This is a genomic window from Massilia rhizosphaerae (assembly GCF_016093545.1).
GTDB classification, from domain to species: domain Bacteria; phylum Pseudomonadota; class Gammaproteobacteria; order Burkholderiales; family Burkholderiaceae_D; genus Telluria; species Telluria rhizosphaerae.
The window spans coordinates 79663-103647 of sequence record NZ_JADKYX010000013.1; the positions used below are offsets into that span (position 1 = coordinate 79663).

Annotated in this window: 22 protein-coding genes and 2 tRNA genes; 12 read left to right on the top strand and 12 right to left on the bottom strand. The window is 65.6% G+C overall.

What is annotated here, in order from left to right; genetic code table 11:
- Nucleotides 1–10 precede the first annotated feature (10 nt).
- Nucleotides 11–451: a DUF4149 domain-containing protein gene (locus ISF28_RS18910; protein ID WP_198118728.1), complete on the top strand. Its 441-nt coding sequence runs from the start codon at nt 11–13 to the stop codon at nt 449–451.
- Nucleotides 452–607: 156 nt separating this feature from the next.
- Here ISF28_RS18910 and yhbY read toward each other — a convergent pair whose 3' ends face one another.
- Nucleotides 608–1075 (bottom strand): ribosome assembly RNA-binding protein YhbY, encoded by a 468-nt coding sequence (gene yhbY, locus ISF28_RS18915; RefSeq protein WP_198118729.1) that lies wholly within the window; start codon nt 1073–1075, stop codon nt 608–610.
- A 43-nt stretch (nt 1076–1118) separates the two neighbouring features.
- Between yhbY and ISF28_RS18920 the strand changes: the two genes are divergently transcribed.
- The 6 genes from ISF28_RS18920 to ISF28_RS18945 all read left to right on the top strand — a co-directional run bounded on the left by ISF28_RS18920 (nt 1119) and on the right by ISF28_RS18945 (nt 6459).
- Complete coding sequence (locus ISF28_RS18920) at nt 1119–1766, top strand: RlmE family RNA methyltransferase (RefSeq protein WP_198118730.1); 648 nt, start codon at nt 1119–1121, stop codon at nt 1764–1766.
- 244 nt (nt 1767–2010) lie between these two features.
- Nucleotides 2011–3894 carry an ATP-dependent zinc metalloprotease FtsH gene (ftsH, locus tag ISF28_RS18925; protein WP_198118731.1) on the top strand — a complete coding sequence of 628 codons (1884 nt, stop codon included), beginning with the start codon at nt 2011–2013 and terminating at the stop codon, nt 3892–3894.
- A 73-nt stretch (nt 3895–3967) separates the two neighbouring features.
- Nucleotides 3968–4810: a dihydropteroate synthase gene (folP, locus tag ISF28_RS18930; protein WP_198118732.1), complete on the top strand. Its 843-nt coding sequence runs from the start codon at nt 3968–3970 to the stop codon at nt 4808–4810.
- A gap of 14 nt (nt 4811–4824) precedes the next feature.
- Nucleotides 4825–6165 (top strand): phosphoglucosamine mutase, encoded by a 1341-nt coding sequence (gene glmM, locus ISF28_RS18935; protein ID WP_198118733.1) that lies wholly within the window; start codon nt 4825–4827, stop codon nt 6163–6165.
- A 61-nt stretch (nt 6166–6226) separates the two neighbouring features.
- Nucleotides 6227–6303, top strand: a tRNA-Pro gene (locus ISF28_RS18940).
- Nucleotides 6304–6382: 79 nt separating this feature from the next.
- Nucleotides 6383–6459 (top strand) — tRNA-Arg (locus tag ISF28_RS18945).
- A 14-nt stretch (nt 6460–6473) separates the two neighbouring features.
- On the opposite strand, the gene ISF28_RS18950 is transcribed toward ISF28_RS18945, so the two are convergent.
- Nucleotides 6474–6662 carry a type 2 periplasmic-binding domain-containing protein gene (locus ISF28_RS18950; protein WP_370663466.1) on the bottom strand — a complete coding sequence of 63 codons (189 nt, stop codon included), beginning with the start codon at nt 6660–6662 and terminating at the stop codon, nt 6474–6476.
- The gene (locus tag ISF28_RS18955) at nt 6659–7879 is read right to left on the bottom strand and encodes a family 1 glycosylhydrolase (RefSeq protein ID WP_229519196.1); all 1221 of its coding nucleotides are present in this window, start codon (nt 7877–7879) and stop codon (nt 6659–6661) included. The genes ISF28_RS18950 and ISF28_RS18955 overlap by 4 nt, the downstream gene beginning before the upstream one ends.
- 294 nt (nt 7880–8173) lie before the next feature.
- Between ISF28_RS18955 and ISF28_RS18960 the strand changes: the two genes are divergently transcribed.
- The 5 genes from ISF28_RS18960 (at nt 8174) to ISF28_RS18980 (ending at nt 14965) form a co-directional block, all read left to right on the top strand.
- On the top strand, nt 8174–9583 hold the full coding sequence (locus ISF28_RS18960) for a hypothetical protein (RefSeq protein WP_198118735.1): 1410 nt from the start codon (nt 8174–8176) through the stop codon (nt 9581–9583).
- A gap of 244 nt (nt 9584–9827) precedes the next feature.
- Nucleotides 9828–11048 carry an IS110 family RNA-guided transposase gene (locus ISF28_RS18965; protein WP_198118736.1) on the top strand — a complete coding sequence of 407 codons (1221 nt, stop codon included), beginning with the start codon at nt 9828–9830 and terminating at the stop codon, nt 11046–11048.
- Nucleotides 11049–11068: 20 nt separating this feature from the next.
- Nucleotides 11069–11344, top strand: a complete 276-nt coding sequence (locus ISF28_RS18970; RefSeq protein WP_229519197.1) for a TonB family protein — start codon at nt 11069–11071, stop codon at nt 11342–11344.
- A 123-nt stretch (nt 11345–11467) separates the two neighbouring features.
- Nucleotides 11468–12619, top strand: a complete 1152-nt coding sequence (locus ISF28_RS18975) for a polysaccharide biosynthesis/export family protein (protein ID WP_198118738.1) — start codon at nt 11468–11470, stop codon at nt 12617–12619.
- 57 nt (nt 12620–12676) lie between these two features.
- On the top strand, nt 12677–14965 hold the full coding sequence (locus ISF28_RS18980) for a polysaccharide biosynthesis tyrosine autokinase (RefSeq protein ID WP_198118739.1): 2289 nt from the start codon (nt 12677–12679) through the stop codon (nt 14963–14965).
- A 243-nt stretch (nt 14966–15208) separates the two neighbouring features.
- Here ISF28_RS18980 and ISF28_RS18985 read toward each other — a convergent pair whose 3' ends face one another.
- The 9 genes from ISF28_RS18985 to ISF28_RS19025 all read right to left on the bottom strand — a co-directional run bounded on the left by ISF28_RS18985 (nt 15209) and on the right by ISF28_RS19025 (nt 23985).
- Complete coding sequence (locus tag ISF28_RS18985) at nt 15209–16438, bottom strand: acyltransferase family protein (RefSeq protein ID WP_198118740.1); 1230 nt, start codon at nt 16436–16438, stop codon at nt 15209–15211.
- Between the two features lie 30 nt (nt 16439–16468).
- Complete coding sequence (locus ISF28_RS18990) at nt 16469–17071, bottom strand: phosphatase PAP2 family protein (RefSeq protein WP_198118741.1); 603 nt, start codon at nt 17069–17071, stop codon at nt 16469–16471.
- Between the two features lie 16 nt (nt 17072–17087).
- On the bottom strand, nt 17088–17678 hold the full coding sequence (locus ISF28_RS18995; protein WP_198118742.1) for a sugar transferase: 591 nt from the start codon (nt 17676–17678) through the stop codon (nt 17088–17090).
- Nucleotides 17675–18865: a DegT/DnrJ/EryC1/StrS family aminotransferase gene (locus ISF28_RS19000; protein WP_198118743.1), complete on the bottom strand. Its 1191-nt coding sequence runs from the start codon at nt 18863–18865 to the stop codon at nt 17675–17677. The genes ISF28_RS18995 and ISF28_RS19000 overlap by 4 nt, the downstream gene beginning before the upstream one ends.
- On the bottom strand, nt 18850–20103 hold the full coding sequence (locus ISF28_RS19005) for a glycosyltransferase family 4 protein (RefSeq protein ID WP_198118744.1): 1254 nt from the start codon (nt 20101–20103) through the stop codon (nt 18850–18852). Before ISF28_RS19005 ends, ISF28_RS19000 begins: the two co-directional genes overlap by 16 nt.
- Complete coding sequence (locus ISF28_RS19010; RefSeq protein WP_198118745.1) at nt 20100–20885, bottom strand: polysaccharide deacetylase family protein; 786 nt, start codon at nt 20883–20885, stop codon at nt 20100–20102. Before ISF28_RS19010 ends, ISF28_RS19005 begins: the two co-directional genes overlap by 4 nt.
- Entirely contained in the window at nt 20882–21574 is a 693-nt protein-coding gene (locus ISF28_RS19015) for a hypothetical protein (RefSeq protein ID WP_198118746.1), read from the bottom strand. The genes ISF28_RS19010 and ISF28_RS19015 overlap by 4 nt, the downstream gene beginning before the upstream one ends.
- Before the next feature lie 64 nt (nt 21575–21638).
- A complete protein-coding gene (locus ISF28_RS19020) occupies nt 21639–22802 on the bottom strand; it encodes a glycosyltransferase family 4 protein (RefSeq protein WP_198118747.1) in 1164 nt (387 codons plus the stop codon).
- On the bottom strand, nt 22708–23985 hold the full coding sequence (locus ISF28_RS19025) for an O-antigen ligase family protein (protein ID WP_198118748.1): 1278 nt from the start codon (nt 23983–23985) through the stop codon (nt 22708–22710). The genes ISF28_RS19020 and ISF28_RS19025 overlap by 95 nt, the downstream gene beginning before the upstream one ends.

The following is a 23985-nucleotide window of genomic DNA, read 5'->3' on the forward strand; positions in this document are numbered from 1 at the left end:
GTCCGCCGCGATGGTCGCCAACGCGCGCCTGCTGCTCGCGGCCCTGTGGGCCGGCAGCGTGTGGGCGGTCAGCTACCTGGCCGCGCCGAGCGCGTTCGCCGTCCTCGACAGCACCCAGGCCGGCAACGTCGTCGGCATGATGCTGACGCGTTCGGCCTGGCTCGCGATCGCGCTGGCCGTGCTGCTGGTCCTGGTCGTCGCGCGTTCGGCCGATCTCGACGCGCGGCGCCGGCGCTGGCTGTACGGACTGGCCGGCGGCATGCTGGCGTGCAGCCTGGTCGTCTACCTGGGGCTGCAGCCGACGATGGCGGCGATCCGCGCGGCGGCCGGACCGGCCGGTGTGCGGGCATCACCGCAGTGGGGGACGTTCGCGGCCTTGCACGGGGTGTCGCAGGCGTTGTACCTGGCCGAGAGTATCCTGGGCGCGATTCTGGTCGTGAAAGCCCGATAATGCGGGCGTTTTGGTGGGCGGAGGGCCGCCCACCCTACGGTATGTCATTGTCGGGGGCAACGAATGACATAGGGTGGGCGGCCTCCGCCCACCATGCATGCGTCGACGCATAAAAAAACCGGGGCATCGGCCCCGGTTAATTTTTTGAAGAGGGATTTATTTCAACGCCGTCTTCTTGGTGCTGGCCTGGCGCGCCTTGGCCCGCTTGATGTTGCCGCCCTGGGTCACGCGCTCGTTCCCTTTCAGCAAGACCTTGGTCACGGTCGGCTTCTTGGTGCCGCTGGGGCTAGGCTTGACGATGGTGACTTCGCGCAGGCCCTTGCCCGTCTTCGTCGCACGTTCCTTGACGGCGTCCTTCTTCGGACGATACAGAACGAGCAGCTTGCCGATGTGCTGCACCGGGGCGGCGTCCAGTTCGGCGGAGATCCGTTCGTAGATCGCGACGCGCTCTTCGCGGTCGTCGCCGAACACGCGGACCTTGATCAGGCCGTGCGCATCCAGGCTGGACGAGATTTCCTTCAGGACGGCCTCGGTCAGACCGGCTTCGCCGATCATGACGACAGGATTGAGTCCGTGGGCTTCCGCACGCAGCGCCGCACGCTCGACCGGTGTAAGTTTGATCATGATGTTATTTTGAGATACCTATTAAAAGCAGTATTTTACGCGAATGGCCAAGAACAAATTCAATAAAAACTGGATCCACGATCACATCAACGATCCCTATGTCAAATTGGCACAGAAAGAGGGCTACCGGGCCCGTGCGGCCTACAAGCTGAAGGAAATCGACGAAAGCGAAAAGCTCATCAAGCCGGGCCAGGTGATCGTCGACCTCGGCTGCACCCCCGGCAGCTGGGGCCAGTACACGCGGCGCAAGCTGGCCGGCGGCGACGAGGGCGGCATCAAGGGCACGATGATCGGGCTCGACATCCTGCCGATGGAGCCGATCGCCGACATGCATTTCATCCAGGGCGATTTCCGCGAGCAGGACGTGCTCGACGAGCTGTCCGGCGTCCTGCAGGGCCGCATGGCCGACCTCGTGCTGTCCGATATGGCGCCGAATTTGTCCGGCATTCCGTCGGCGGATGCGGCGCGCATGGAGGATTTGATTGATCTTGCTATTGAGTTCTCTCAAATGCACCTCAAACCATCCGGCGCATTGTTAGTGAAATGCTTCAAGGACATGGGGTTCACCCAGATCCTGGAGAAGTTCCGTACCGAATTCAAGGTCGTCAAACAGATCAAGCCCAAGGCCAGTCGCGACAAATCATCGGAAATCTTCCTGCTGGGGCGCGGTCTCAAGAATCCGGCGAGCTGACACCGCGAAAATCGCCGCGATCGCCCTTGATTTTCAGGAGCGCAACCGCACATCAGCAAAGGACAGCCATATCTGCGTTCCGCGCGGGATGGAATGTTCATGATGCCTGCGCAGCGGAAATAAAAACCGGCTATAGTGGCGTACAAGGCACCAAGAGCGGCCGTGCGTGGCACCGCCTGCTTAATGCGGTAAAATCTGCCTTTGAAAAAATGGGAAAAGATGCGTTCGCATCAGAGGAGTCTTCGTGAATAATATGTTTTCCAAATCCGCCATCTGGGTGGTCGTCGCGCTGCTGTTGTTCATGCTGTTCAAGCAGTTCGACAACCACAGCGTCGCGGGCGGCAGCAAGACCATTGCTTATTCCGAGCTGCTCGATGACGTCAAGGCGAAACGCATCAAGGACGTCGTGATCGAAGGGTCGAGCATCACCGCGACCCGCACCGACGACACCAAGGTCCACACCACCGCGACGATGCTCGACCGCGGCCTGATCGGCGACCTGCGCGACAACAACGTCCGCTTCGACGTCAAGCCGCCCGAGGAGCCGTCGTTCCTGCAGCAAGTCTTCATTTCCTGGTTCCCGATGCTGCTCCTGATCGGGGTCTGGGTGTTCTTCATGCGCCAGATGCAAGGCGGCGGCAAGGGCGGGGCATTCTCGTTCGGCAAGTCGAAGGCGCGCATGATGGATGAAACGAACAACACCGTCACGTTCGCCGACGTCGCCGGCTGCGACGAAGCGAAGGAAGAAGTGGGCGAGATCGTCGACTTCCTGAAGGATCCGACCAAGTTCCAGAAACTGGGCGGCCGCATCCCGCGCGGCGTGCTGATGGTCGGCCCCCCGGGTACCGGTAAAACGCTGCTGGCCCGCGCCATCGCCGGCGAAGCCAAGGTGCCGTTCTTCTCGATCTCCGGTTCGGACTTCGTCGAGATGTTCGTCGGCGTGGGCGCGTCGCGCGTGCGCGACATGTTCGAGAACGCGAAAAAACACTCGCCGTGCATCATCTTCATCGACGAGATCGACGCCGTCGGCCGCCACCGCGGCGCCGGTATGGGCGGCGGCAACGACGAGCGCGAACAGACGCTGAACCAGCTGCTGGTCGAGATGGACGGCTTCGAGGCATCATCGGGCGTGATCGTGATCGCCGCGACCAACCGTGCCGACGTGCTGGACAAGGCGCTGCTGCGTCCGGGCCGTTTCGACCGCCAGGTCATGGTGGGCCTGCCCGACATCCGCGGCCGCGAACAGATCCTCAACGTGCACATGCGTAAAGTGCCGATCGGCACCGACGTGAAGGCCGACATCCTGGCCCGCGGCACCCCGGGCTTCTCCGGCGCCGACCTGGCCAATCTCGTCAACGAGGCCGCGCTGTTCGCCGCGCGCCGCAGCAAGCGGCTCGTCGAGATGAGCGACTTCGAAGACGCGAAGGACAAGATCTTCATGGGTCCGGAGCGCAAGTCGATGGTCATGCGCGAGGAAGAGCGCCGCAACACCGCGTACCACGAGTCCGGCCACGCAGTGATCGCCAAGCTGTTGCCGAAGGCCGATCCCGTGCACAAGGTCACGATCATGCCGCGCGGCTATGCGCTGGGCCTGACGTGGCAGTTGCCGGAACACGACAGCCTGTCCGGCTACAAGGACAAGATGCTGGAAGAAATCTCGATCCTGTTCGGCGGCCGCATCGCCGAGGAAATCTTTGTCGGCCAGATGTCGACGGGCGCATCGAACGACTTCGCCCGCGCTACCAAACTGGCGCGCTCGATGGTGACCCGCTTCGGCATGTCCGAAAGCATGGGCGTGATGGTCTACGAGGACGATCCGAACGAAGGCTTCTTCGGCGGCTCCGTGAAGACCATTTCCGAAGCGACGCAGCAAAAAGTCGATGCCGAGATCCGCAACATCCTCGACACGCAATACACGCTGGCGCGCCGCCTGCTGGAAGAAAACCGCGACAAGGTCGAAGTGATGACGAAGGCGCTGCTCGAGTGGGAAACCATCGACGCCGACCAGATCAACGACATCATGGCCGGCCGCGAGCCCCGTCCGCCCAAGTCGGTCGTGCTGACCAAGCGCACGCCGCCGAGCGACAACGGCGGCGGCGTCGCCCAGAACGCGACCGCGCCGGCCTGATCGCCGACCTCGTTGCACCAAAAGGCACCCCGAGCGGGTGCCTTTTTATTCTTCATCCCGTTGGTCTTTCGTCATGCGTCAATACCTGCAGTGCGGCCGTTTCGGCTATAACCTCGCCCAGCGGCCACTGGTCATGGGCATCCTCAACGTGACCCCGGATTCCTTTTCCGACGGCGGCCGCTACCAGGCCCTCGAATTCGCCGTGGAGCGGGCCGAACAGATGATCAAGGACGGCGTCGACATCATCGACATCGGCGGCGAATCCACGCGTCCGGGCTCGCCCAGCGTGCCCGCCGACGAAGAACTGCGCCGGGTCATGCCGGCGCTTTATGCGTTGCGCGAACTGGGCTATCCATTGTCGATCGACACGTGCAAGCCGGACGTGATGCGGGAGGCGATCATCGCGGGCGCCGACATGATCAACGATATCAACGGTTTCCGGGCGCCGGGCGCCATCGAGGCCGTGAAGGACAGCGACTGCGCGCTGTGCGTGATGCACATGCAGGGCACGCCCCAGGACATGCAGGTGCAGCCCGCGTATGGGGACGTGGTGGCCGATGTGATCGCCTTCCTGCGCGAGAGGATAGCTGCGCTGCTGGCGGCCGGCGTGGCGCGCGAACGCATCACGATCGATCCCGGATTTGGTTTTGGGAAGAGTGTCGCGCATAATTATGCTTTGCTCCAAAGCATAAGCCGCATGGAAAGTGAACTAGGCCAGCCGGTGTTGGCGGGGCTGTCGCGCAAATCGATGATTGGCGCCGTGACGGGGCGCAGCGTGGAGCAGCGCCTGGCGGGCAGCCTGGCCGGCGCGCTCGCTGCGGTAGCGCAGGGCGCCCGGATCGTGCGGGTCCATGATGTGGCAGAGACGGTGGATGCGCTGAAGGTTTGGCAAGCGGCCACTACGAATAATCAATAGATGAAGAGAATTTAATGGCACGCAAATATTTCGGTACCGATGGCGTACGCGGCCTGGTGGGCAAGTCGCCCATCACCCCTGATTTCGTGATGCGCCTGGGCTACGCGGCCGGCAAGGTGCTGGCCAAGGACAAGGCCGGCACGAGCGAGCGTCCCACGGTCCTGATCGGCAAGGACACGCGCATTTCCGGCTACATGCTGGAAGCGGCGCTGGAAGCGGGTTTCTCGGCGGCGGGCGTCGACGTGATGCTGGCCGGCCCGATGCCGACGCCCGCGATCGCCTACCTGACGCGCGCGCTGCGCCTGCAGGCCGGCGTCGTGATCTCGGCCTCGCACAATCCCTTCCAGGACAATGGCATCAAGTTCTTCTCCGGCCACGGCACCAAGCTGCCGGACGCCGTCGAGCTCGAAATCGAGGAGATGATCGACCAGCCGATGGGCTGCGTGTCGTCGGAAAAACTGGGCCGTGCCACGCGCCTGCGCGATGCCCAGGGCCGTTACATCGAATTCTGCAAGAGCACGTTCCCGAACGAACTCGACCTGCGCGGCCTCAAGATCGTCGTGGACTGCGCCCACGGCGCCGCGTACAACATCGCCCCGCACGTGTTCCATGAACTGGGTGCCGAGGTCGTGGAACTGGGCACCAAGCCGGACGGCTTCAACATCAACGACGGCGTCGGCGCCACGGCACCGAAGGCGATGGCCGCGGCCGTTCTCGAACACAAGGCCGATCTCGGCATCGCGCTGGACGGCGACGCCGACCGCCTGATCATGTGCGACGCCGAAGGCCGCCTGTACAACGGCGACGAGCTCCTCTACGTGATGGTGCGGGCGCGCATGGCGACGGGCCCGGTGGCCGGCGCCGTCGGCACCTTGATGACCAATATGGCGCTCGAAGTGGCGTTCAAGGACATGGGCATCGGCTTCGCGCGCGCGAAAGTCGGCGACCGTTATGTCCTGGAAATGATGCAGGAGCGGGGCTGGCTGCTGGGCGGCGAAGGCTCCGGCCACCTGCTGGCGCTGGACAAGCACACGACGGGCGACGGCATCGTCTCGGCGCTGCAGGTGCTGACCGCACTCAAGCGTTCCGACCGTGGGCTGGCCGATTGCTGCAGCGATCTGAAACTGTATCCCCAGACGCTGATCAATGTCCGCGTGCAGCCAGGCACCGACTGGACGAAGAACGCCGCCGTCGTGACCGAGAAGGACCATGTCGAACGCGAACTGGGCGACGATGGCCGCGTCTTGATCCGTCCGTCGGGAACGGAACCGCTGGTACGCGTCATGGTGGAAGCGAAGAGCGCCGAACTGGCCGAAACGATGGCCAAACGGATCGCCGCCCGCTTCGAAGTGTGACCTGTGCGGGGCGGGAGGCTTCATTGACGCTTACCGCCCGGCGGGGTATGATCGTTCCAATCGGAGTGTAGCGCAGCCCGGTAGCGCACCTGCTTTGGGAGCAGGGGGTCCAAGGTTCGAATCCTTGTACTCCGACCACCGTTTTGCAAACGGGCTGTCGCGGACGGCCCGTTTTCATTTGTGAAGACCGGCCCCTGCCGTCCGGTCCTTCCTTGCACTGCCCATAGCTCAGTTGGATAGAGCAGCAGCCTTCTAAGCTGCGGGTCACAGGTTCGATTCCTGTTGGGCAGGCCAATCTATTTGGTGCCTTACCAAGCGTTTGCGCCTCGGCGCTTCGGCGTGCCAATTGCATGCTGGATGACCATGAAGCGGCCGTCGAGCAGACGCAGGCCGCCGAACCGCCGCGCGTCGGCTTCCAGTTGCTGCTTGACGCCCGCCGCGACGTCCGCGCCGGATGCCGGGAACGTATCGACGACGGTGGGCGTAGCCGGGCTCATTCGCGCTCTTCGGTGCGCGGGGCCATGGTCGCATTCTCGTCGAACGGCCAGCCGCTGGGCGGCGGCACGTGGCGCTGGAATTCGTGCGGCATCACGATCGGCACCTGCAGGCAGACGCTCTGCGTGGGCAGCACTTCCATCCAGGCGCGCACGAGTTCCTTGTAGGCGATGCCGACGGGGCGGATCTTGCGGTCGAGGTCGTACAAGCCGAGCGAGTTGACATTGCCGTTGTTCTCGCGCAGGGCCGTGTCCCAGTCGACCTGGTCCGTCAGCGAATACCACGTGAAGCCGACGAGCGGCACGCCATTGTTGCGCACGCGCAGGACGTTGGCCCATTCCTTGCGCAGCCAGTGCACAGCCTCGTCGCCGCGCGGCCCTTCGCACAGATTCGTTTCCGTGTGCATCACGGGCAGCCGGTAGCGGTTGTAGTACTGGTGCGTGATGACGGCATAGCCGAAGATTTCACCGGCCGCGCGCGTCAATCCGTCCGCCGACACGTAGTGCTCGTTGGTCTGGTAATAATCGTTGCCCATGATGCAGTGGTGCTTCAGATTATTATTCAGGAAGAAATGGTATTCCTCGCGCGTCATCCCGTTGTCCATCATGTATTCGTACATTTCCGAATCCACACGGCGGCCGTAATTCAGGTCGAGCGAGAGAAAGCGCCGCGCGTTGTACAACTCGGCGGGGCCGATGGCGGATGGACTTTCGGCGTGAAAGTATTCCGTCGATTCGCTCTGGATGAACAAGGCGTCGGGACGGACTTTCAGAATGGCGTGCATGGCGAGGATGTTCGCCTTGACGAGATTCTTCGTCGCGGTGACGTAGGCGCGGTCCGTCGTCATCTGCTCGTTCCACCAGCCGTACAGGGCGGAAAAGAGGGCGCAGATCGACATCTCGTTGATCGGCGTGTACAACTGCAGCCACGGATAGCGCCGCGCGAACGTGCCGGCATAATCGGCGAACAACTCGGGAAAATCCGGGTTCTGGAAGTTGCCGAGCCAGTCGGGCAGGCCGAAGTGGCACAGGTCCACGATCGATGCGATATTGCGCTGGCGCAGATCGTTGAGCGACAGATCCGCGAATTCCCAGTCGTAGCGTTTCGGGCCGAGCCAGGCCTTGTGCAGCGGCGGGCCGTAGCGCAAGACCTTCAGGCCGAGTTCCTGGACGAGGTCGAAGTCCGTGCGCCAATGCTTGTAATGGCCGCACTTTTCCATCTCGTCCATCCGAACCCGACCGTTGTCGATCGTCGGAATGCTGTTTTCGATCCCTGTAGCGAAAATAAATCCAGGCGACATGCGAACCTCTCCTTGCTGATCGGTCCAATTTATTGTAGCCGGGATTGCAAATAGCGTTCCGAACCGTGCGCACCCCCTTTACTGTCGCGTGTAAGCTGTGCTATCAATTCGTCAACATTTCACCGTGTATCCCTGACGCTCACGACCAGCATGCCCAACGCCACCGCGGCACGCGCCGCCTCATCCATGGACGCATCCGAGCGCCGGCTGGCAATGGGTGTGCTGGTTTCCGTGCTGCTGCACGCACTCGTGCTGTCTTTGCAGTTCGGCATTCCCGGCCTGCGGCCCGGGTCCGCCGGGCCGATCACCGTCCGGCTGGCCCCTGCGCCTACCGTCACCCTTGCGCCGCCGGTGCCGGTGCCGGTGCCCGTGCCGACGCCGCCGCCACCCGTCGCGGCGCATCCGGTTGTCCAGGCGCAGCCGACGCCGGCGCCGTTGCCATTGCCTGAGGTGCCGCATCAGGGGTTCAGACTCGTCGATCCCGTCGCGCCTGCGCCACCGCCGGCCGTGCCGACGCCTGTACCCGCGCCGCCGCCGCGACGCGTCGTCAAGCGGCGCCGCAAGCCGCCGGCCACGCACGTGGCGGACGGCCTGCACGCGCGCGTGATCGCGCAGGAAGCGCATCGGGACAACACGTTCGACGTGCCGCTGCCGGCCGTGGCACCCGATCCCGCACCGGACCCGCTGGCGCGTACCGAACCGCCGCCCGCGCCCGCGCCTACGCCCGACAAGGCCGTCGACGACGACGCTGCAACCGGGACCGAGGCTCGGGCCGAGCGCGCCCGCCTGGCCGACGAACGCGAGCGCGAACAGGAGCGCCGGCGCGAAGCGGACGAAGCCCGCCTGCGCCAGGACGCCGAAGCCAGGCTGCGCGCCGAGGCCGAGGTGCAGCGGCAGCGCCTCGCCGAGCAGTCCGCGCAATTCGAGACGGCGTTGGCCGACGAAGCGCAGGCGCGCGCCCGCCAGGAGGAAGAACAGCGTTTGGCCGAACAGCAACGCGCGGCGCAGCAGGCCGAGCAGGAACGTGCGCAGCAGTTGGCGGAGCAGCAGCGCATCCAGCAGGAACAGGAGCGCACACGACAGATGGAGGAGCAGCGCCGCGCGGCAGAAAACGCGCGCCAGCAATTGGCGGAACAGGAGCGTGCCCGCCAACTGGCCGACGAACGCTTGCGCCAGGAGCGTGCACAGCAGGCTGAACAGGCCGCACGCCGTCAGGCCGAGGAGAGCGCCCGGCTCGCGCAAGAGCAGGCGCGCCGCGACCGCGAACGGGACCTGGCCGGCGGGCCGGCGCCGACGGCTGCGCCGGGGCCGGCACGCGCGGGCGATGGCGCGGGGCCGGGCAACGGCACGGTCGGGCGCGCCGCGCTGGGCAGCGACCTGGGCTCGCGTGCGCACGAGCTGATGCGCGGCATCGACATCCTGAAATCCGTGCCGCAGGCCGTGCGCCCGGCCGAGGACGCCGCACGCACGCTGCGGCGCGCGCTCGCGCAGGCCGCGCGTCACGACATTCCGCTGCGCATGTACATCGACAGCGTGCGCCAGAAGATCGAGCGCAACGCGGTCCTGAGCGAGGGGCAGCTGGCGGCCGGCGTCGTGCGCATCGACCCCAACGTTCATTGCTGAGCGTCGCGATGCCACCCCGGGACATGAAAGACAGTTGAGGGTGGAAGGTCGGCGATAGAGGTCGAGCTGTAATCGTGGAGGATCGTACCCCGACCCTAACGTGACCCGCGCAGCTGACTCGTACCCCGGATTGCGTCTCAGAGAGCGAACGTTAAGCAGGCCGTTGGCGACTTGTCGCCTTCAGGCTCCTTCAGCTTTGCGCATCGCCGCCTTCCACTTTTGACTTATAGCGGAAGGAGGCGAGATGGAATTGACGACGCTCCACAAACGTGTGATTGGCCTAGACGTGCACCAGGCGCAAATTACGGCTTGTGCGATTGTTCAGGACGAGTCCGGGGAAAGCCGGATCGAGCAGCGGCAGTTCGGCACTTTCAAACGCGATCGCCGGGCCCTGGCCGAATGGGCTCTGCAACTGCGAGCCGAACTGGTCGTTATGGAAAGCACGGGCATTTACTGGAAGAGCCCGTACGCCGCGTTGGAAGCGACCGGCATCAAGACGCTGGTTGTCAACGCCAAGCATGTCAAGAATGTGCCGGGCCGCAAGACCGACATCGGCGATGCTCAGTGGCTCGCCACCCTGGCGCGGGCCGGGCTGTTGCGTGGATCGTTCATTCCACCGGCGCAATTGCGTGAGCTGCGTCTGATTTCGCGCCAGCGCCAAAAGCTGGTCGGGCAACTCGCGGCGGAAAAGAATCGTCTGCACAAAGTGCTGACCGACAGCGGCATCCGGTTGGGCGTGGTCGTCAGCGATGTGCATGGAGCCGCGGCGCGCAAGATGGTCAAGGCGCTGATCGCCGGCGCTCCGGTGCACGATATCCTCGAACTGGCCAGCAAACGCTTCAAGGCCAGCCGCGAAGAACTGTTCGACGCTTTGCAAGGCGACCTGACGTCGAGCCACCGCTTCGTCCTTGGCGAGCTCATGCAACACATCGAAGAGATCGAAGCGCGGATCACCCGCTTCGATCATCAATTGCTAGCCGGGATGGTCGAGCACCGAAACGCGATGGCGCTATTGCAGACGTTACCAGGTATCGACGTCATCGGCGCAGCGATGCTGCTCGTCGAGATCGGCACCGACATGACCGCGTTCGGCAGCCCCGATCGCCTTGCCTCCTGGGTTGGCGTCTGCCCCGGCAACAACGAATCGGCGGGGAAGCGAAAATCCGGACGGGTCGGTAAAGGCAACCCTTACGTACGGCGCCTGTTGTGCGAATTCGCCCACTCCGCCAGTCGCACGACCTGCGTGTTCAAATCGAAGTTTCAAGCATTGCTGATTCGGCGCGGTCACAAACGATCGATCATCGCCATCGCCCACAAGTTGTTACGCACCATCTTCTTCATGCTCCAGCGTGGCCAGTATTACCGGGATAGCGCCACCAATTATGAAGAACTGTCGGTCAGGAAGAACGCTCCACGCTGGATCAAGTCACTGGTCAAGTTCGGGTTGATTCCTCAACCTGTCTGATCCAGCGTGCGCTCACATCGATGGCCTTCGATGGCCAGGGCAACTCACGCCCCGACCATCATGTCTTTCACGTTATCGTCAGCGTGGCGATCCGCAGCGACGGCAGCGTCGAGGACGTGGTCATCCTTCGCTCCAGCGGGCGCGCCGACATCGACGAATTCGTGCGCCGCGTCGTGCGGCTGAACGCGCGCTACTCGGTGTTTCCGCCGAACGTCGCGGCGAATTACGACGTGGTCGAATTGCGGCGCGTGTGGCGCTTCGCCGGCGCCCTGCGCCTGCTGGAAGAGATGCGCTGACGACCGCCGGCGCCCGCGGTTGACCTATGCCTGGTGCTTGACGTGCGCCAAAGTCCTGCCGGTTGAGCGGCTTACCCTGACTCTGATTGCCAGAGGTTGGCAGCCCATTTCGACAGGCAACACATGAATGCTTCCATCACGCAATTTCTAAGATTCGCCGCGGTCCGGATCCCGGCCGTGGCCCTGCCATGGTTGTTCGCCGGCCTGCTCGCGGGCTGTGCGCCCACCATCCATTTCCGTTCGCAAGACCAGGCCGGGGCGGACGAACCCGCGCCGCCGACGGAAATGATCACGGAACGGCTGATCGCGGCGGAACGCCAGCGGCATCAGGTGCGCGCCAACGAAGACCTGGAACAACTGCTGGTGCCGAACCCGCCGCCGTACGCGATCGGCAGCGGCGACATCCTGGCGATCGTCGTGTGGGACCACCCCGAGCTGACGGGCGGTCTCGTCACGGCGGCCAACGCCGATCCCGCCTTGGCCGCGGCCGCGGCCACGAACGCGAATGCGGCGCCGCAGGGCTTCGTCGTCGACCACCAGGGCCGCATCCAGTTCCCGCTGGCCGGGCTCCTGCGCGTCGAAGGGCTGACGGAAGAGCAGGCGCGCGCACTGCTGACGTCACGGCTCGCGAAGTATCTCGCGAACCCGAACGTGACGCTGCGCGTACAGGCCTACCGCAGCAAGCGTGTGTACATCGACGGCGAGGTCAAGTCGCCCGGCCTGCAGGCCATCAACGACATCCCGATGACGCTGGTCGAAGCCATCAACCGCGCCGGCGGCCTGCTGCCCACGGCCGACCAGAGCCGCATCGAACTGGAACGCGGCAAGGCGCATTACGCGATCAACCTGCGCGACCTGGTCCAGAAGAACATCAATCCCGGCCTCGTGATGCTCGCGCCGGGCGACGTCGTGCGCGTGCACTCGCGCGACGAAAGCAAGGTGTTCGTGTCGGGCGAGGTCGTCACGCCCAAGGCGCTGACCATGCACGACGGCCGCCTGACGCTCAACGAAGCGCTGGGGGAGAGCGGCGGCATCAGCCCCCTGAGCGGCGACGCGCGCCAGGTCTACGTGGTGCGCAAGACGCCGCAGCGCACGCGCGTGTTCCAGCTCGACGCGCGCGTGGCCGGATCGCTGGCGATGGCCGAAGCGTTCGAGCTGCAACCCAAGGACATCGTGTACGTGGCGGCGACGCCGTTGGCCAACTGGAACCGCAACCTGAGCCTCCTGTTCCCGGGCGCGCTGACGTCGGCGGTGAACGCGGCCAACCGGCCTTGACCCCATCGTCCACGCCCATTCCGTCATGCCTGCCCATGCCGATCCACGGAGCACCCCATGAGTACCACTGGTGAGTCGCACGCCCTGTCGCCCGTCATGCCCCGCCCGCCGATTATCGGCGTGCCGTTCGATCCGCGCGCCGTCGACGGGCCGCGCGAGGAACCCGCATTCGACCTCAGGGGTTACCTGAACACGCTGTACGACAGCCGCTGGCTGATCGGCGGCATCACGGCCTTCATCACCCTGGTGGCCGTGTTGTACGCGCTCGTCGCCAAGCCCGTGTTCGAAGCCAATCTGATGATCCACGTCGAGGAAGAAAGCCCGAACGCGTCGAAGAACATCCTCTCCGAAGCGTCGTCGCTGTTCGAAACCAAGAAGGCGGCCATCGCCGAGATGGAGTTGCTGCGCTCGCGCATGGTCGTCTCGCGCGCGGTCGACAACCTGCAGTTGTACATCGACGTGCGGCCCAAGTACTTCCCCATCGCCGGCTTCTGGTTCGCCAACCAGAACGCCAACGCGCTGTCGAAGCCGGGCCTGTTCGGTTACGGCGGCTACGTCTGGGGCAGCGAACGGGCCGAGGTGTCGCTGTTCGAAGTGCCGGAGGCATGGCTGGGACGCGAGTTCACGCTGACGGCGCTCGGCCACGACCGCTACCGGTTTTCCGGCGGCGGCCAGCGCATCGTGTTCGAAGGCGAGGTCGGGCTGCGCTACCGCGTGCCGACGCCCGAAGGGCTCATCGAACTCAAGGTCGACCGCCTGTCCGCGAATCCGGGCGGCCGCTTCCGCCTGCGCCGCATGTCGCGCTTCGCGATGATCGAGGCGATCCAGAACGCGCTCGTGATCACCGAGCAGGGCAAGCAGTCCGGCATCATCGAAGTCAGGCTGCAGGGAGAGAATGCGCGTCGCACGTATGCCGTGCTGAGCGAACTCGGCCGTGAATACATGCGGCAGAATCTCGCGCGCAAGACCGAGGAAGCGGAAAAGTCGCTGGCCTTCCTCAATCAGCAACTGCCCATCCTCAAGCGCCAGCTGGAACAGGCGGAAGACCGCTACAACCAGTTCCGTAACGCCCACAACACGGTCGACCTGCAGGAAGAAGCGCGCATGAGCCTGGCCCAGGCCGCGGCGGCGCGGGCACGGCGCATGGACCTGATCCAGAAGAAGACGGAGTTGCTGGCCCGCTTCACGGAAGACCATCCCATCGTCGCCGCGATCAACCGCCAGCTCAAGGAAGTCGACACGGAAATCGACCAGGTCAACGCCCGCATCAAGGACTTACCCGTGCTCGAGCAGGATGAAGCGCGCCTGACGCGCGACATCAAGGTCAATACCGATCTCTATACGGCCTTGTCGAACACCGCCCAGCAATTGCGCCTGATTTCGGTCGGACGGGTCAGCAATGTGCGGATGGTCGACGCGCCGATCGCGCCGGAAAAGCCGATCAAGCCGAACCGGCCGCTGATCGTGGCGCTGGCCGTCGTCACGGGCCTGTTCCTCGGCACCCTGATCGCGTTCACGCGCAAGGCCATGATGGGCGGGATCGACGATCCGCAAGCCATCGAGCGGTTGCTGCGTGCGCGCGTCGTCTATGCGACCATCCCGCACAGCAATAACCAGGACAAGCTGATGCGCAAGGCGAGGAGCGACGGCGGCGTGCTGCCGCTGCTGGCCCAGATCATTCCCGAGGATCCCGCCATCGAAAGCCTGCGCAGCTTCCGCGCCGCGCTGCTGTTTTCCATGCCTCATTTCCGCAACAATATCGTGATGTTCGCCGGACCCACGCGGGGCCTCGGCAAGTCCTTCGTGTCCGCCAACTTCGCGGCCGTGATGGCGGCCAGCGGCAAGCGCGTGCTGCTGATCGACTCGGATTTGCGCAACGGCCAGCTCCACCGCTATTTCGGCATCAGCCGCGAGCGGGGCCTGTCGCGTGCCATCCTGGGCCAGTCGTCGATCGACGAGGTGATCCATCACGACGTCGTCGAGAACCTCGACTTCATCCCGACGGGGGAATTGCCGCCGAACCGTTCCGAATTCCTGCTGCACCTGAACTTCGGCGGCCTGCTGCACCGGGTCGCGGCCCACTACGACCTGGTGTTGCTCGATCCGCCGCCGTTGCTCGACGTGGCGGATGCACTGATCATCGGCGGGCACGCGGGCGCCGTCTTCATCGTCGCCCGCTCGGGGCGCACGAACGAATCCGAGATCAACGAATCGATCAAGCGCCTGAACCACGCCGGGATCTCCCCCCAGGGCGTGCTGTTCAACGACATGGCGCCCCGCCTCGGCGCTTACGGTGCCTATACCAAGTTCACGGCGGCGGGACAGATCGGCTTTTCCGCCGGTTGAGCGGAAGGGTTGCGTCGACCTCCATCCTTTACGGCGTGGAGGTCGGACGAAGCGGTCGACTGCCTCGCATTGACGATTCCAAGGACGATTCCAAGCGAACGGTTCCTGGAGCGCGGGACATCCGCGCCAGCTTGCTGCGCGTGCTGCGAGGCCGCGCGTGCGGTTGCAGCGAACGGGCGATCGCGCGGACGGTGAGTCGACCGCCGGCGTGATCGTGGCCGGATGGAGGGTGAGGACCACCTGTCACTTCATCGAGGACGAAGCCATCGACGCGCGCCGGGGGCGTGGCTGCAGCGCATTCTTGACCGCGCGGCGCACGCGGAACGTATGGGATTCGAACAGCCGGTACGACAGCCATGCGGCGGCCAGCAGGATCGCCAGCATGCCGGCATACACGGCGTAATCCAGTGGCGCATGGGGTACAAGGCGATCGCGCCCGAACGTTTGCAGCCCGGCGTGCCGCAGCAGTTTGATGATGGGAATGTGCGTGACGTAGAGCGTGAACGAAAACTCCGACAGCGTGTGCGCAACCCGGGTGATGCCGTGCATCCAGGACGAGGTCGTGGCGAGCGGCGTCTGCATCGACGCCAGGAAGACGAGCAAGGGCAGGCTGTACACGAGATCTTGCGCGAACGAGGTCAGGTTGAGGTCGTCATTGCTGCCGCGCAGGCGGAAGTAGATCGAACAGGCGGCCGCGACCGTGATCGTGGCCAGGCGCGCGCCATTGCCGCAGTCGATGCGGATGCGCGAGAACGCGGCGCCAAGCAGCCAGAGCGTGAAGTACAAGGTGATCGAGAAAGGCAGGGACGTGCCCAGCACCAGGAGCAGGGCCGCGGCACCAACCTGGCGTACGCGGCTTCGGCTCAAGAACATGATCAGCAGCAGGGGAAACTGGATGTAGTACCAGGTCTCGTTGGCCAGGCTCCACAGCGCATAGTTGCCCCCGAAATTTTCCACGACGACGGTTTGCAGACCCACCAGGTTGCCGAGAAACGTGGTGGCCGAGTAGTCGTTGGCGGTCGCCACATCGGCGCGGGAAGGATCGACGCCGTTCGTCAGGATACCGACGAGCAGCATCAGGCACAGGGCCGGGATGAGGACCGTCCACAGCCGTGTGAGGCGATCGATCGCGTAGGGCAGCCACGGCGAGGTATCGTCCTCCGCGGCGTCCGCCGGCCCGGCTGCGCGTCCCAGTTTGTTGAGCAGGCTGCCGCCGACCAGCCAGCCGCTGATCAGGAAAAAGATGACGACCGCCTGGTGCGCGAAGCCGGTGGCGAAGGCCAGCGCCTGGTAATAGATGGGGGGATGGACGATCTCATGCAGCCCCGGGAATATTTCGGCGCGCAGGTGCGCGGCCGCGACTTGCAACGCCGCCAGGCCACGCATCAGGGAGATCAGCACGGAGCAACCGGTAGTGTTGTCGAGCTGGCTCTGTCGCTGCCAGTGGATGGATGGAAGGTGCGTGGTTGACATGGAAACCTCCTGATGAAAGGACCCGGGACCTTAGCCGCAGTTGTCCCAGGGGTAGGGATAGGAATTGCCGGAGAGGGCCAACGCGAGCCGGACCATCCAGTAGCCGACGGACACCGCGTGCAGGGCCAGTGCCGTCGCGCCGGACGCGAGGGCGGCGCAGGCGATGGCACGGCCCGTCGGCGGCGCGGGTGCGCCGCCCGCCAGGTGGACGGTGCAAAGGAACGCGGCCGTGCCGATGATCCAGCCGGCGACGGCTTCGGCCGGCGTGTGTTCGCCGGCATGGACGAGGGCCATGGCCACGGCGACACCGAGACCGAGCGCCAGCAGGGCGGCACCGCGACGCACCGCCGGCGCGCAGCGTTGCGTCACTAGCCAGCACAGCGTGGGGACGGCGGCCGTGAACCCGGCGGCGTGGCCGCTGACGGCCTTGTAGCCCAGCGCCGGCAAGCCCGTATCCCAGCCCAGGAAGGCGACCTTGGTCGCCGCGACGAGGCCCAGCGCGAGCCCGAACACGAGACACCAGCCGAGGGCGGCGCGCCAGGCGCGGGCCGCCAGCAGCCACGCGGCGATCGCACTGCCGGCCGGGAGCGTGAGGGACAAGTCGCCCAGGTGGAACAGTTTGGACCAGTCCATGGCGGCAACCGGCTTGCTACTTCAGGATCGCGGCGAGCGTCCGGAAGATGATGCGCAGGTCGAGCCAGAACGTCCGCTCGCGCACATAGCGTTGGTAATACTCGAGCTTGACGGGCAGGATCGTCTCGACGTACGTCCGCTCGGGATCCTGCGCGCGTCCGAGGATGTCGTTCTCATCCTTGTACAGGATGGCCGCCAGGTCCGTGATCCCGGGCGCCACCGACAGCACGGTCTGGCGTACCGCAGGCGGATAGCGGTCGACGTAGCGCGGCACTTCCGGCCGCGGGCCGACGAGGCTCATCGTGCCCTCCAGCACGTTCAACAGCTGGGGCAGTTCGTCCAGTTTCGTGCGGCGCAGGAAGCGGCCCGCGCGGGTGATGCGCGGGTCCTGGCCGACCGTCAGCTGGCGGCCGCCGTCGGGGCGGTCGGCCATCGTGCGGAATTTATAGATGTGGAAGTGGCGGCCGTGGCGTCCGACGCGGCGCTGGCGGAACAGCGCCGGTCCGGGCGAGTCGAGCCGGATCCACAGCGCGATCGCGAGCAGCGCGGGCGCCAGCAGGATCAGGCCGAGCGCTGCCGCCGCCACGTCGAACAGGCGCTTGCTCATGCCAGCAGCTCGACCAGGTGGCGGATGACGCGGTCCTGGTCGGCGTCGCTCATCTTCGTGTACAGCGGCAGCGTGAGCATGCCCTGGTAGCACGCTTCGGCGACGGGGAAGCGGGCGGGCGACAGGTCGTAGGTGTCGCGCCAGTAAGGATGGCGGTGCAGCGGAATGAAGTGCACGCTGGTGCCGATGCCGCGCCGGGCGAGCTCGGCGATCAGCGCGTCGCGCCCGAGCCGCGCCTCCGGCGCCAGGCGGACCACGTACAAATGCCAGGCATGCGTGCTGGCGCCGTCCGGACGGGCGGGCAGCCGCAACGGCAGGCCCGCGAGGCCGTCGTGGTAGCGCCGCGCCAGGTGGGCCCGGCGCGCGGCGAAGCGGTCGATCTTGCGCAGTTGCTGGATGCCGATGGCGGAGGCGATGTCCGTCAGGTTGTACTTGAAGCCGGCGGCCACGACCTCGTAATACCAGGCCGGCTTGTGCGACACGTAGCGGTCGAAGGCGTCCTGGCTGATGCCGTGCAGGCGCATCACGCGCACGCGCCGCGCGAGTTCGGGATCGCGCGTGACGACCATGCCGCCTTCACCCGTCGTCATCGTCTTGTTGGCGTAAAAGCTGAACACGGTGACGTCGCTGTCCAGGGTGCCGACCAGCCGGCCCTTGTAGCGGGTCGGGAAGGCGTGCGCGGCGTCCTCCACGACGCGCAGACCATGGCGGCGCGCCAGCGCCAGCAGGGCATCCATGTCGCAGGCCAGGCCGGCATAGTGGACGGGGACGACGGCGCGCGTGCGCGGCGTGAGCGCCGCTTCGACGGCCTCGACGGACAGCGTCATCCGGTCCGGTTCCACGTCGACGAACACGGGACGGGCCCCCAGGTAGCGCACGACCTCGGCCGTGGCCGTGAACGTGAGCGTGGGGACGATGACGTCGTCGCCGGGGCCGATGCCCAGGCTTTCCAGCGCGAGGTGCAGGCCCGCCGTGGCGGAGTTCACGGAAATCGTCTGCAGGCCGCTGCCCAGGTAGGCGCCGAAATCCTGCTCGAATTGCCGGGTGGCCGGGCCGGTCGTGACCCAGCCGGAGCGCAGGCAGGCGACGACGGCGTCGATTTCCGCCTCGTCGATATCGGGCAGGGCGAACGGCAGGAAAGGCGTGGCGGTGACGGGGGCGTTGGTGGAGGTCAGGTCTTCAGGCATGGCGGTTCTCCAGCGAGTGCGGTCAGGAAGCGTCGACCGAGGACGGGATACGTGTGGTTGGCCAGCGCGTGATCGCGCCCGCGCCGGCCGAGCGCGGCGCGCGTGGGCGCGTCCAGCGCCTGCATGGCGAGTACGGCGTCGGCGATGGCTTGCGGATCGTCCGGTGCGACCGTCAATCCGCAGCCGGCCTCCATGACGGGGTCGTTGCCGGCCTCGACGGCGTGGACGATGGGACGGCCGGCCATCATGTAGTCGATCAGCTTGTTCGGCGAGATGCCGAAGCGGTACAGCGCCTGGCGGCGCCAGCCGATGTAGGCGACGTCGAAGCGCCGCAGCAGGGCGGGCACCTGGGATTTCGCGACCGGGTCGAAGAAGTGGACGTTGTCCAGGCCCAGCGCGGCGGCCCGTGCCTCCAGCGCGGGCTTGTCGGGACCGCCGCCGACCAGCACGAAGGCGACGGGACGGCCGCGCAGCCGGTGCGCCGCGTCGAGCAGCGTGCCGAGCGCGTTCGCGATGCCGTGCGTGCCGGCATAGCCGACGATGAACCGGTCCTGCCGGCGCAAGCCGTCGAGGACGACGTCGAGCCGGCCGGGCAGCGGCACCGCAGCGCCTTTCCATTCGTCCGGATCGACGCCGTTCGGCACCAGGTGCAGCTTGTGCGGCGCCATGCCGTGCGCTTCGAGGTGGGGACGCACCTTGGGCAGGATCGAGACGATGGCGTCGGCGCGGCGGCAGGCGAAGTCTTCCGCAGCCTGCAGCAGCATGATGAACGGATGGCGGGGCGAATAGCCGCCCAGTTCCATCGGCGACAGCGGCCACAGGTCGTGTACCTCGTGCACCAGGCGGGCGCCGGCGCGGCGCGCGATGCGGGCGGCCGGCCAGATGTCGAGCGGATACGTGCTGGACGCGATCACGGCGTCCGGCTTGACCGTGCGCGCCAGCTGGTCGCCCGCCGCGTGCAGGCGCCACAGGAACGCCGCCATATTGCGCAGTCGCGCCGCGCCGTTGCCGCGATACGGCGGTGTCGCCAGCCAGACGTAGGCGATGCCGTCGATGGTTTCTTCCATCCGCGTGCGCAGGCCCATGGTCGGCGCCTGCGTGCGCACATGCGAGGCAGAGGCGGCGACGATGGTGACCTCGTGCCCCGCGCGCACCCATTCCCGCGCGAGGTAGTAAGGACGGTATTCCATGCCGTGGCGTACCGATCCGGCGTAGTGGTTGATCAGCAGGATATTCATGTGTGCCACACCACTTCTTCGGCCAGGCGCACCGCGTTGCAGCGGGTGCTTTCCAGCCAATTCGTTTCCCATTGCACGGGATGGGTGAGGAAGCAGACGCGTTCGTGGCGGCCGAGCGCATCGAACGGCGACAGCGGGTGGTAGTACACGGGGGGCGGCCGGTCGCTGATGTAGACGTCGAAGTGGCGCAGCAGGTCGGCATCGTAGGTTTCGCATTCGATGCCGCAGCGCCGGCGCAGGTCCGGGTCGCTCAAGAGCTCGTGGTTGATCACGTTCAGGCGGCGGTTGGCGAAGTCGCCATGGCTGGCGACCGTCGTCATCGGCGTGCCCAGGTGCTCGCCGATGCGCATGAAGTTGCGCACGAACTGCTCGCGGATCTCGGGGAAGCGGGCCCGCACCTCGTCGGCGCGGCGCAGGCGGTGGCGCTTGGCATACGTCGCGACTTCCTCGTAGTGGTAGCTGGCTTCGCTGCCGGCCGCCTCGATGTCCCGCATGAAGCCGTAGTCCAGCGTACTGAGGCGGAAGTAATAACTGGCCCGGACGCCATGTTTCGTCTCGAGCGCGAACATCTTGCGCGCCGTGCGCAGGTCGCTGTCGATGTCGTGGCGGTGGACCAGCACGCGCGCAGGCGGCGCCGTGTCCCGGCCGATGGCGCGGTGGAAGTCGCGCACGGATATCTGCCGGTAGCCGCGCTCGGCGGCCCGGACGAGGAGGGCATCGTACTCGGACAGCCGCGACGGCATCAGGTAGTCCGAGTAGAGACGGTTGAGCAAGGTCTTCATTGCAGCCGGTACTTCACGCGATAGGGTTCGAAGCCGACGATGCGCTTGAAGTGCTGCAGCCCGGACTGCGCACCGAAGAACGTGTCGTACATGACGTAGCGCACGCGTTGGCGCTCGATGAGGCGCGCGATGATCTCGACGATGAGCAGGTGCATGATGCCGTCGTTGTTGCGCAGGCCGATCAATTGCGAGAACGCGCTGAAATTGCCGTAGCGTCCGATGTTCGCGTAGGCGACGAGCCGGCCCGCGTCGTTCAGGACGCCGTAATAGTCGAAGTGGGGCTGGCGCTCGTAACGCGTGACCTTGTCCAGGTACTTGCCGTCCATCGGCCGTCCCTGGCGCACGTCGAGCGACGTGTTGATCGCGTGGATGGCGTCGACGTGGTCGTTGCGTTCGATCTCCGTGCAGACATAGCCGCGTGCCCTGGCCCGCTTGGCGTGCCACGCGCCTTTGTTCTTGCCCTGGATGGCATCGAAGTAGGCCGGCGCGGCGGGATAGCGGGCCAGGTCGACCAGCGCGGCGCCGATCGTCTTGTGGCCGATGAGCTTGTAGCGCGGATGCGGTTTCGTGTAATAGCGATAGGTGGCCGGGATGTCGTCCGGCTCGATCCGGGTATCGAAGCACAGGTCCGCTCGGGGGAGAGCGAGGACCTGGCGCAGCGTGTCGAAATGGCGCAGCAGGGTCGTCATGGTACGTGGGCTCGGCGGTGCACGGTCGGTGGAAAACGGGCGGAAGCGCAGCGGACTTCAATGCCTAGGGGAAGCCGGCATGCAGGCCGTCGCCGTGGCCCGCGCGGCACCCGGCCGCGCAGCCCGGTAGCAGGGCGTCGTAGAACGCGGCGAGCTTGTCGGCCTCGCTGCGCCAGTTGTAGCGCGTGTGCACGGCGCGGCGTCCGTTTTCGCCCATGCGCCGCGCAATGTGCGGATGGCGGCAGAAGTGGTCGATCGCGGCGGCGATCGCGGCCGGATTACCGGGATCGACGCAGACGCCGCACTGGTTGCCTTCGACGATGTCCTGCCACAGCGGAAAGCGCGACGCGATGACGGGCAGGCCCGCGGCCATGTACTCGAACATCTTGACGGGCAGCGCATCGAGGTAGTTGACGACGGGGTGCAACGTCACGAGCCCCGCCATCGACCGCCGCATGACCTGCTGCACGCCGATGCGGTCGAGGTGGCCGTGCGCCTGCACCCGCGCCCAGCCCGGAGAGCGCGCGACTTCGCGGGCCAAAGCAGGTTCGGAGAACGTGCCGACGAGCGCCAGGCGCGCCGGCGAATGCAGCAGCTCGCAAGCCCGCACCAGTTCGCGGATGCCGCGGATGGCCGAGATGCTGCCGACATAGCAGACTTCCTGAGCCTTGCGGTCCCAGTCGGCCGCCTCGCCGAATTCCTGCAGCAGCGGATAATTGTTGATGTCGACCGTGTGCGGATGCAGCCGCGCCAGGCGTGTGCGGATGCATGGCGTCGCCGCGATCAGGCCGTCGAAGTGGCGGTATGCATATTTTTCGTAGAGGCCGAACGCGCGCGAGAGCGTCAGCCGCGCCATCTTGCCGAGGTAGGGTTTGGCGAGCAGTTGCATCGGCACGTCCTCGTGGGAATCGAAGACCACCCGCTTGCCGTTGCGCTTGAGGCGCAAACCGGCCGGCAGCAGCTCAGGATCGTGCAGCTGGTAGACGTCCGCATCGAGCCGCAGCGCCGTGCGCAGCACGCGGCGCGTGGTCTTCAGCATCCGTTCGACGCGGCCGGCAGGCCGGCCGACGTCGACGATGCGTACGCCGTCCACGCTTTCGTCGCCCAGACCATCGGCCACCACCAGCGTCACGTCATGTCCCCGTTCGTTCAGGCTGCGGCACTGCTTGATGAAAATCCGGGTATCGTAGCGCGGATGGGCTGATGTCAGGTGGACGATATTTGCCATGTTTTCTCTCGTACCGGTATTGCGCGTAAGCGCCGAGCGTGGCACCGATCAGCATGTCGGTGAAGTAGTGGGAAGAGATCAGCAGGAGCAGGGTGACGCAGGCCAGTGCGAACGCGTGGATGAACTCCGGGCGGCGCCGGCCGGCAAAATACTCCTTGAAAAACATCGGCACGGCCGGCAGCGCCGTGATTGCCAGCAGATAGACGAAACCGAACAGGCCCAGGTCGACCCAGGCCGAGAGCACGTTGTGCGAGTAATAGCCGAGGGTGTAACTGCCGTAATCGCCCAGCAGCGGGTGTGCGGCGATGGTGTGCTCGGCGTACTGCGCCAGGTGATGCCGTTTGTTGGCGGACGTCGATTGCGACAGATCCAGTAATTCGAGAATGCGGTTGTCGGGCAGCGCGGCGATGATCTCGTCCATGTGTGCCATGACCAGCAACGTGGCCAGCACGGCCAGGCAGATGAACACCAGCTTGTGGCGCGAGTAATAGAATTCGATGATGGGAATCACGAACAGCAGCGCCGCGAATTCGCTGCGTGCCGTGTTGACGTAGAGCGTGGCTGCGCCGCCGGCATACAGGACCAGGCGCAGCGGCAGCGAACGCGTGTAGGCGAGGACGGGCAGGATCGTCATCAGGTAGGAACGCGAGAAACCCTGGTAGGTGGCGAGGGCGTCCGGATCCTTGGCGATGCCGAGCGCGCCCAGGAAGAACACGCCGTCGATCGAGAACGTGAACACGATCGCGCTCATGGCCGCAAGGCTGGCCAGGCCCATCAGGCGGAATTGCCGGTGTTCGAAGTCGATGAGCGCGAACATGAAGAACGTGTTCACCATGAACAGGATGCCGCCCAGGTGGTGTGCCACGATGGCCCGGTCGGCCCCGCCGGCCGCGTTCACGACGATCACCGCGATGAAGTAGGCATTGAACAGGCCGTAGTGCATGTCGATCGGCGACAGGCGGCATGGATCCCGGCGCAGGCGTCTGTAGTAGACCAATGCCAGCGGCAGCATATAGACGAGCGACATGGGCGAGAAATAGCCGCCCAGGAAGGCCCCCATCGTGCCGGTGCCCAGCAGGGTGTGGTAATAGAAGAAGCCGGGGAACAGCAGGAAGAACGCAGAGTTCAGCAGCAGCTGCTCGCGTGCGGAAGTGGCGGCGCCGTAGGTCGTCTTCGTCTTCAT

Bases quoted from the DNA above. Each gene is read 5' to 3' on its own strand.
- ISF28_RS18910 (WP_198118728.1), top strand. From the start codon at position 11: ATGGTCGCCAACGCGCGCCTGCTGCTCGCGGCCCTGTGGGCCGGCAGC.
- yhbY (WP_198118729.1), bottom strand. From the start codon at position 1,075: ATGATCAAACTTACACCGGTCGAGCGTGCGGCGCTGCGTGCGGAAGCC.
- ISF28_RS18920 (WP_198118730.1), top strand. From the start codon at position 1,119: ATGGCCAAGAACAAATTCAATAAAAACTGGATCCACGATCACATCAAC.
- folP (WP_198118732.1), top strand. From the start codon at position 3,968: ATGCGTCAATACCTGCAGTGCGGCCGTTTCGGCTATAACCTCGCCCAG.
- glmM (WP_198118733.1), top strand. From the start codon at position 4,825: ATGGCACGCAAATATTTCGGTACCGATGGCGTACGCGGCCTGGTGGGC.
- ISF28_RS18950 (WP_370663466.1), bottom strand. From the start codon at position 6,662: ATGAGCCCGGCTACGCCCACCGTCGTCGATACGTTCCCGGCATCCGGC.
- ISF28_RS18955 (WP_229519196.1), bottom strand. From the start codon at position 7,879: ATGGAAAAGTGCGGCCATTACAAGCATTGGCGCACGGACTTCGACCTC.
- ISF28_RS18960 (WP_198118735.1), top strand. From the start codon at position 8,174: ATGGGTGTGCTGGTTTCCGTGCTGCTGCACGCACTCGTGCTGTCTTTG.
- ISF28_RS18965 (WP_198118736.1), top strand. From the start codon at position 9,828: ATGGAATTGACGACGCTCCACAAACGTGTGATTGGCCTAGACGTGCAC.
- ISF28_RS18970 (WP_229519197.1), top strand. From the start codon at position 11,069: ATGGCCTTCGATGGCCAGGGCAACTCACGCCCCGACCATCATGTCTTT.
- ISF28_RS18975 (WP_198118738.1), top strand. From the start codon at position 11,468: ATGAATGCTTCCATCACGCAATTTCTAAGATTCGCCGCGGTCCGGATC.
- ISF28_RS18980 (WP_198118739.1), top strand. From the start codon at position 12,677: ATGAGTACCACTGGTGAGTCGCACGCCCTGTCGCCCGTCATGCCCCGC.
- ISF28_RS18985 (WP_198118740.1), bottom strand. From the start codon at position 16,438: ATGTCAACCACGCACCTTCCATCCATCCACTGGCAGCGACAGAGCCAG.
- ISF28_RS18990 (WP_198118741.1), bottom strand. From the start codon at position 17,071: ATGGACTGGTCCAAACTGTTCCACCTGGGCGACTTGTCCCTCACGCTC.
- ISF28_RS18995 (WP_198118742.1), bottom strand. From the start codon at position 17,678: ATGAGCAAGCGCCTGTTCGACGTGGCGGCGGCAGCGCTCGGCCTGATC.
- ISF28_RS19000 (WP_198118743.1), bottom strand. From the start codon at position 18,865: ATGCCTGAAGACCTGACCTCCACCAACGCCCCCGTCACCGCCACGCCT.
- ISF28_RS19005 (WP_198118744.1), bottom strand. From the start codon at position 20,103: ATGAATATCCTGCTGATCAACCACTACGCCGGATCGGTACGCCACGGC.
- ISF28_RS19010 (WP_198118745.1), bottom strand. From the start codon at position 20,885: ATGAAGACCTTGCTCAACCGTCTCTACTCGGACTACCTGATGCCGTCG.
- ISF28_RS19015 (WP_198118746.1), bottom strand. From the start codon at position 21,574: ATGACGACCCTGCTGCGCCATTTCGACACGCTGCGCCAGGTCCTCGCT.
- ISF28_RS19020 (WP_198118747.1), bottom strand. From the start codon at position 22,802: ATGGCAAATATCGTCCACCTGACATCAGCCCATCCGCGCTACGATACC.
- ISF28_RS19025 (WP_198118748.1), bottom strand. From the start codon at position 23,985: ATGAAGACGAAGACGACCTACGGCGCCGCCACTTCCGCACGCGAGCAG.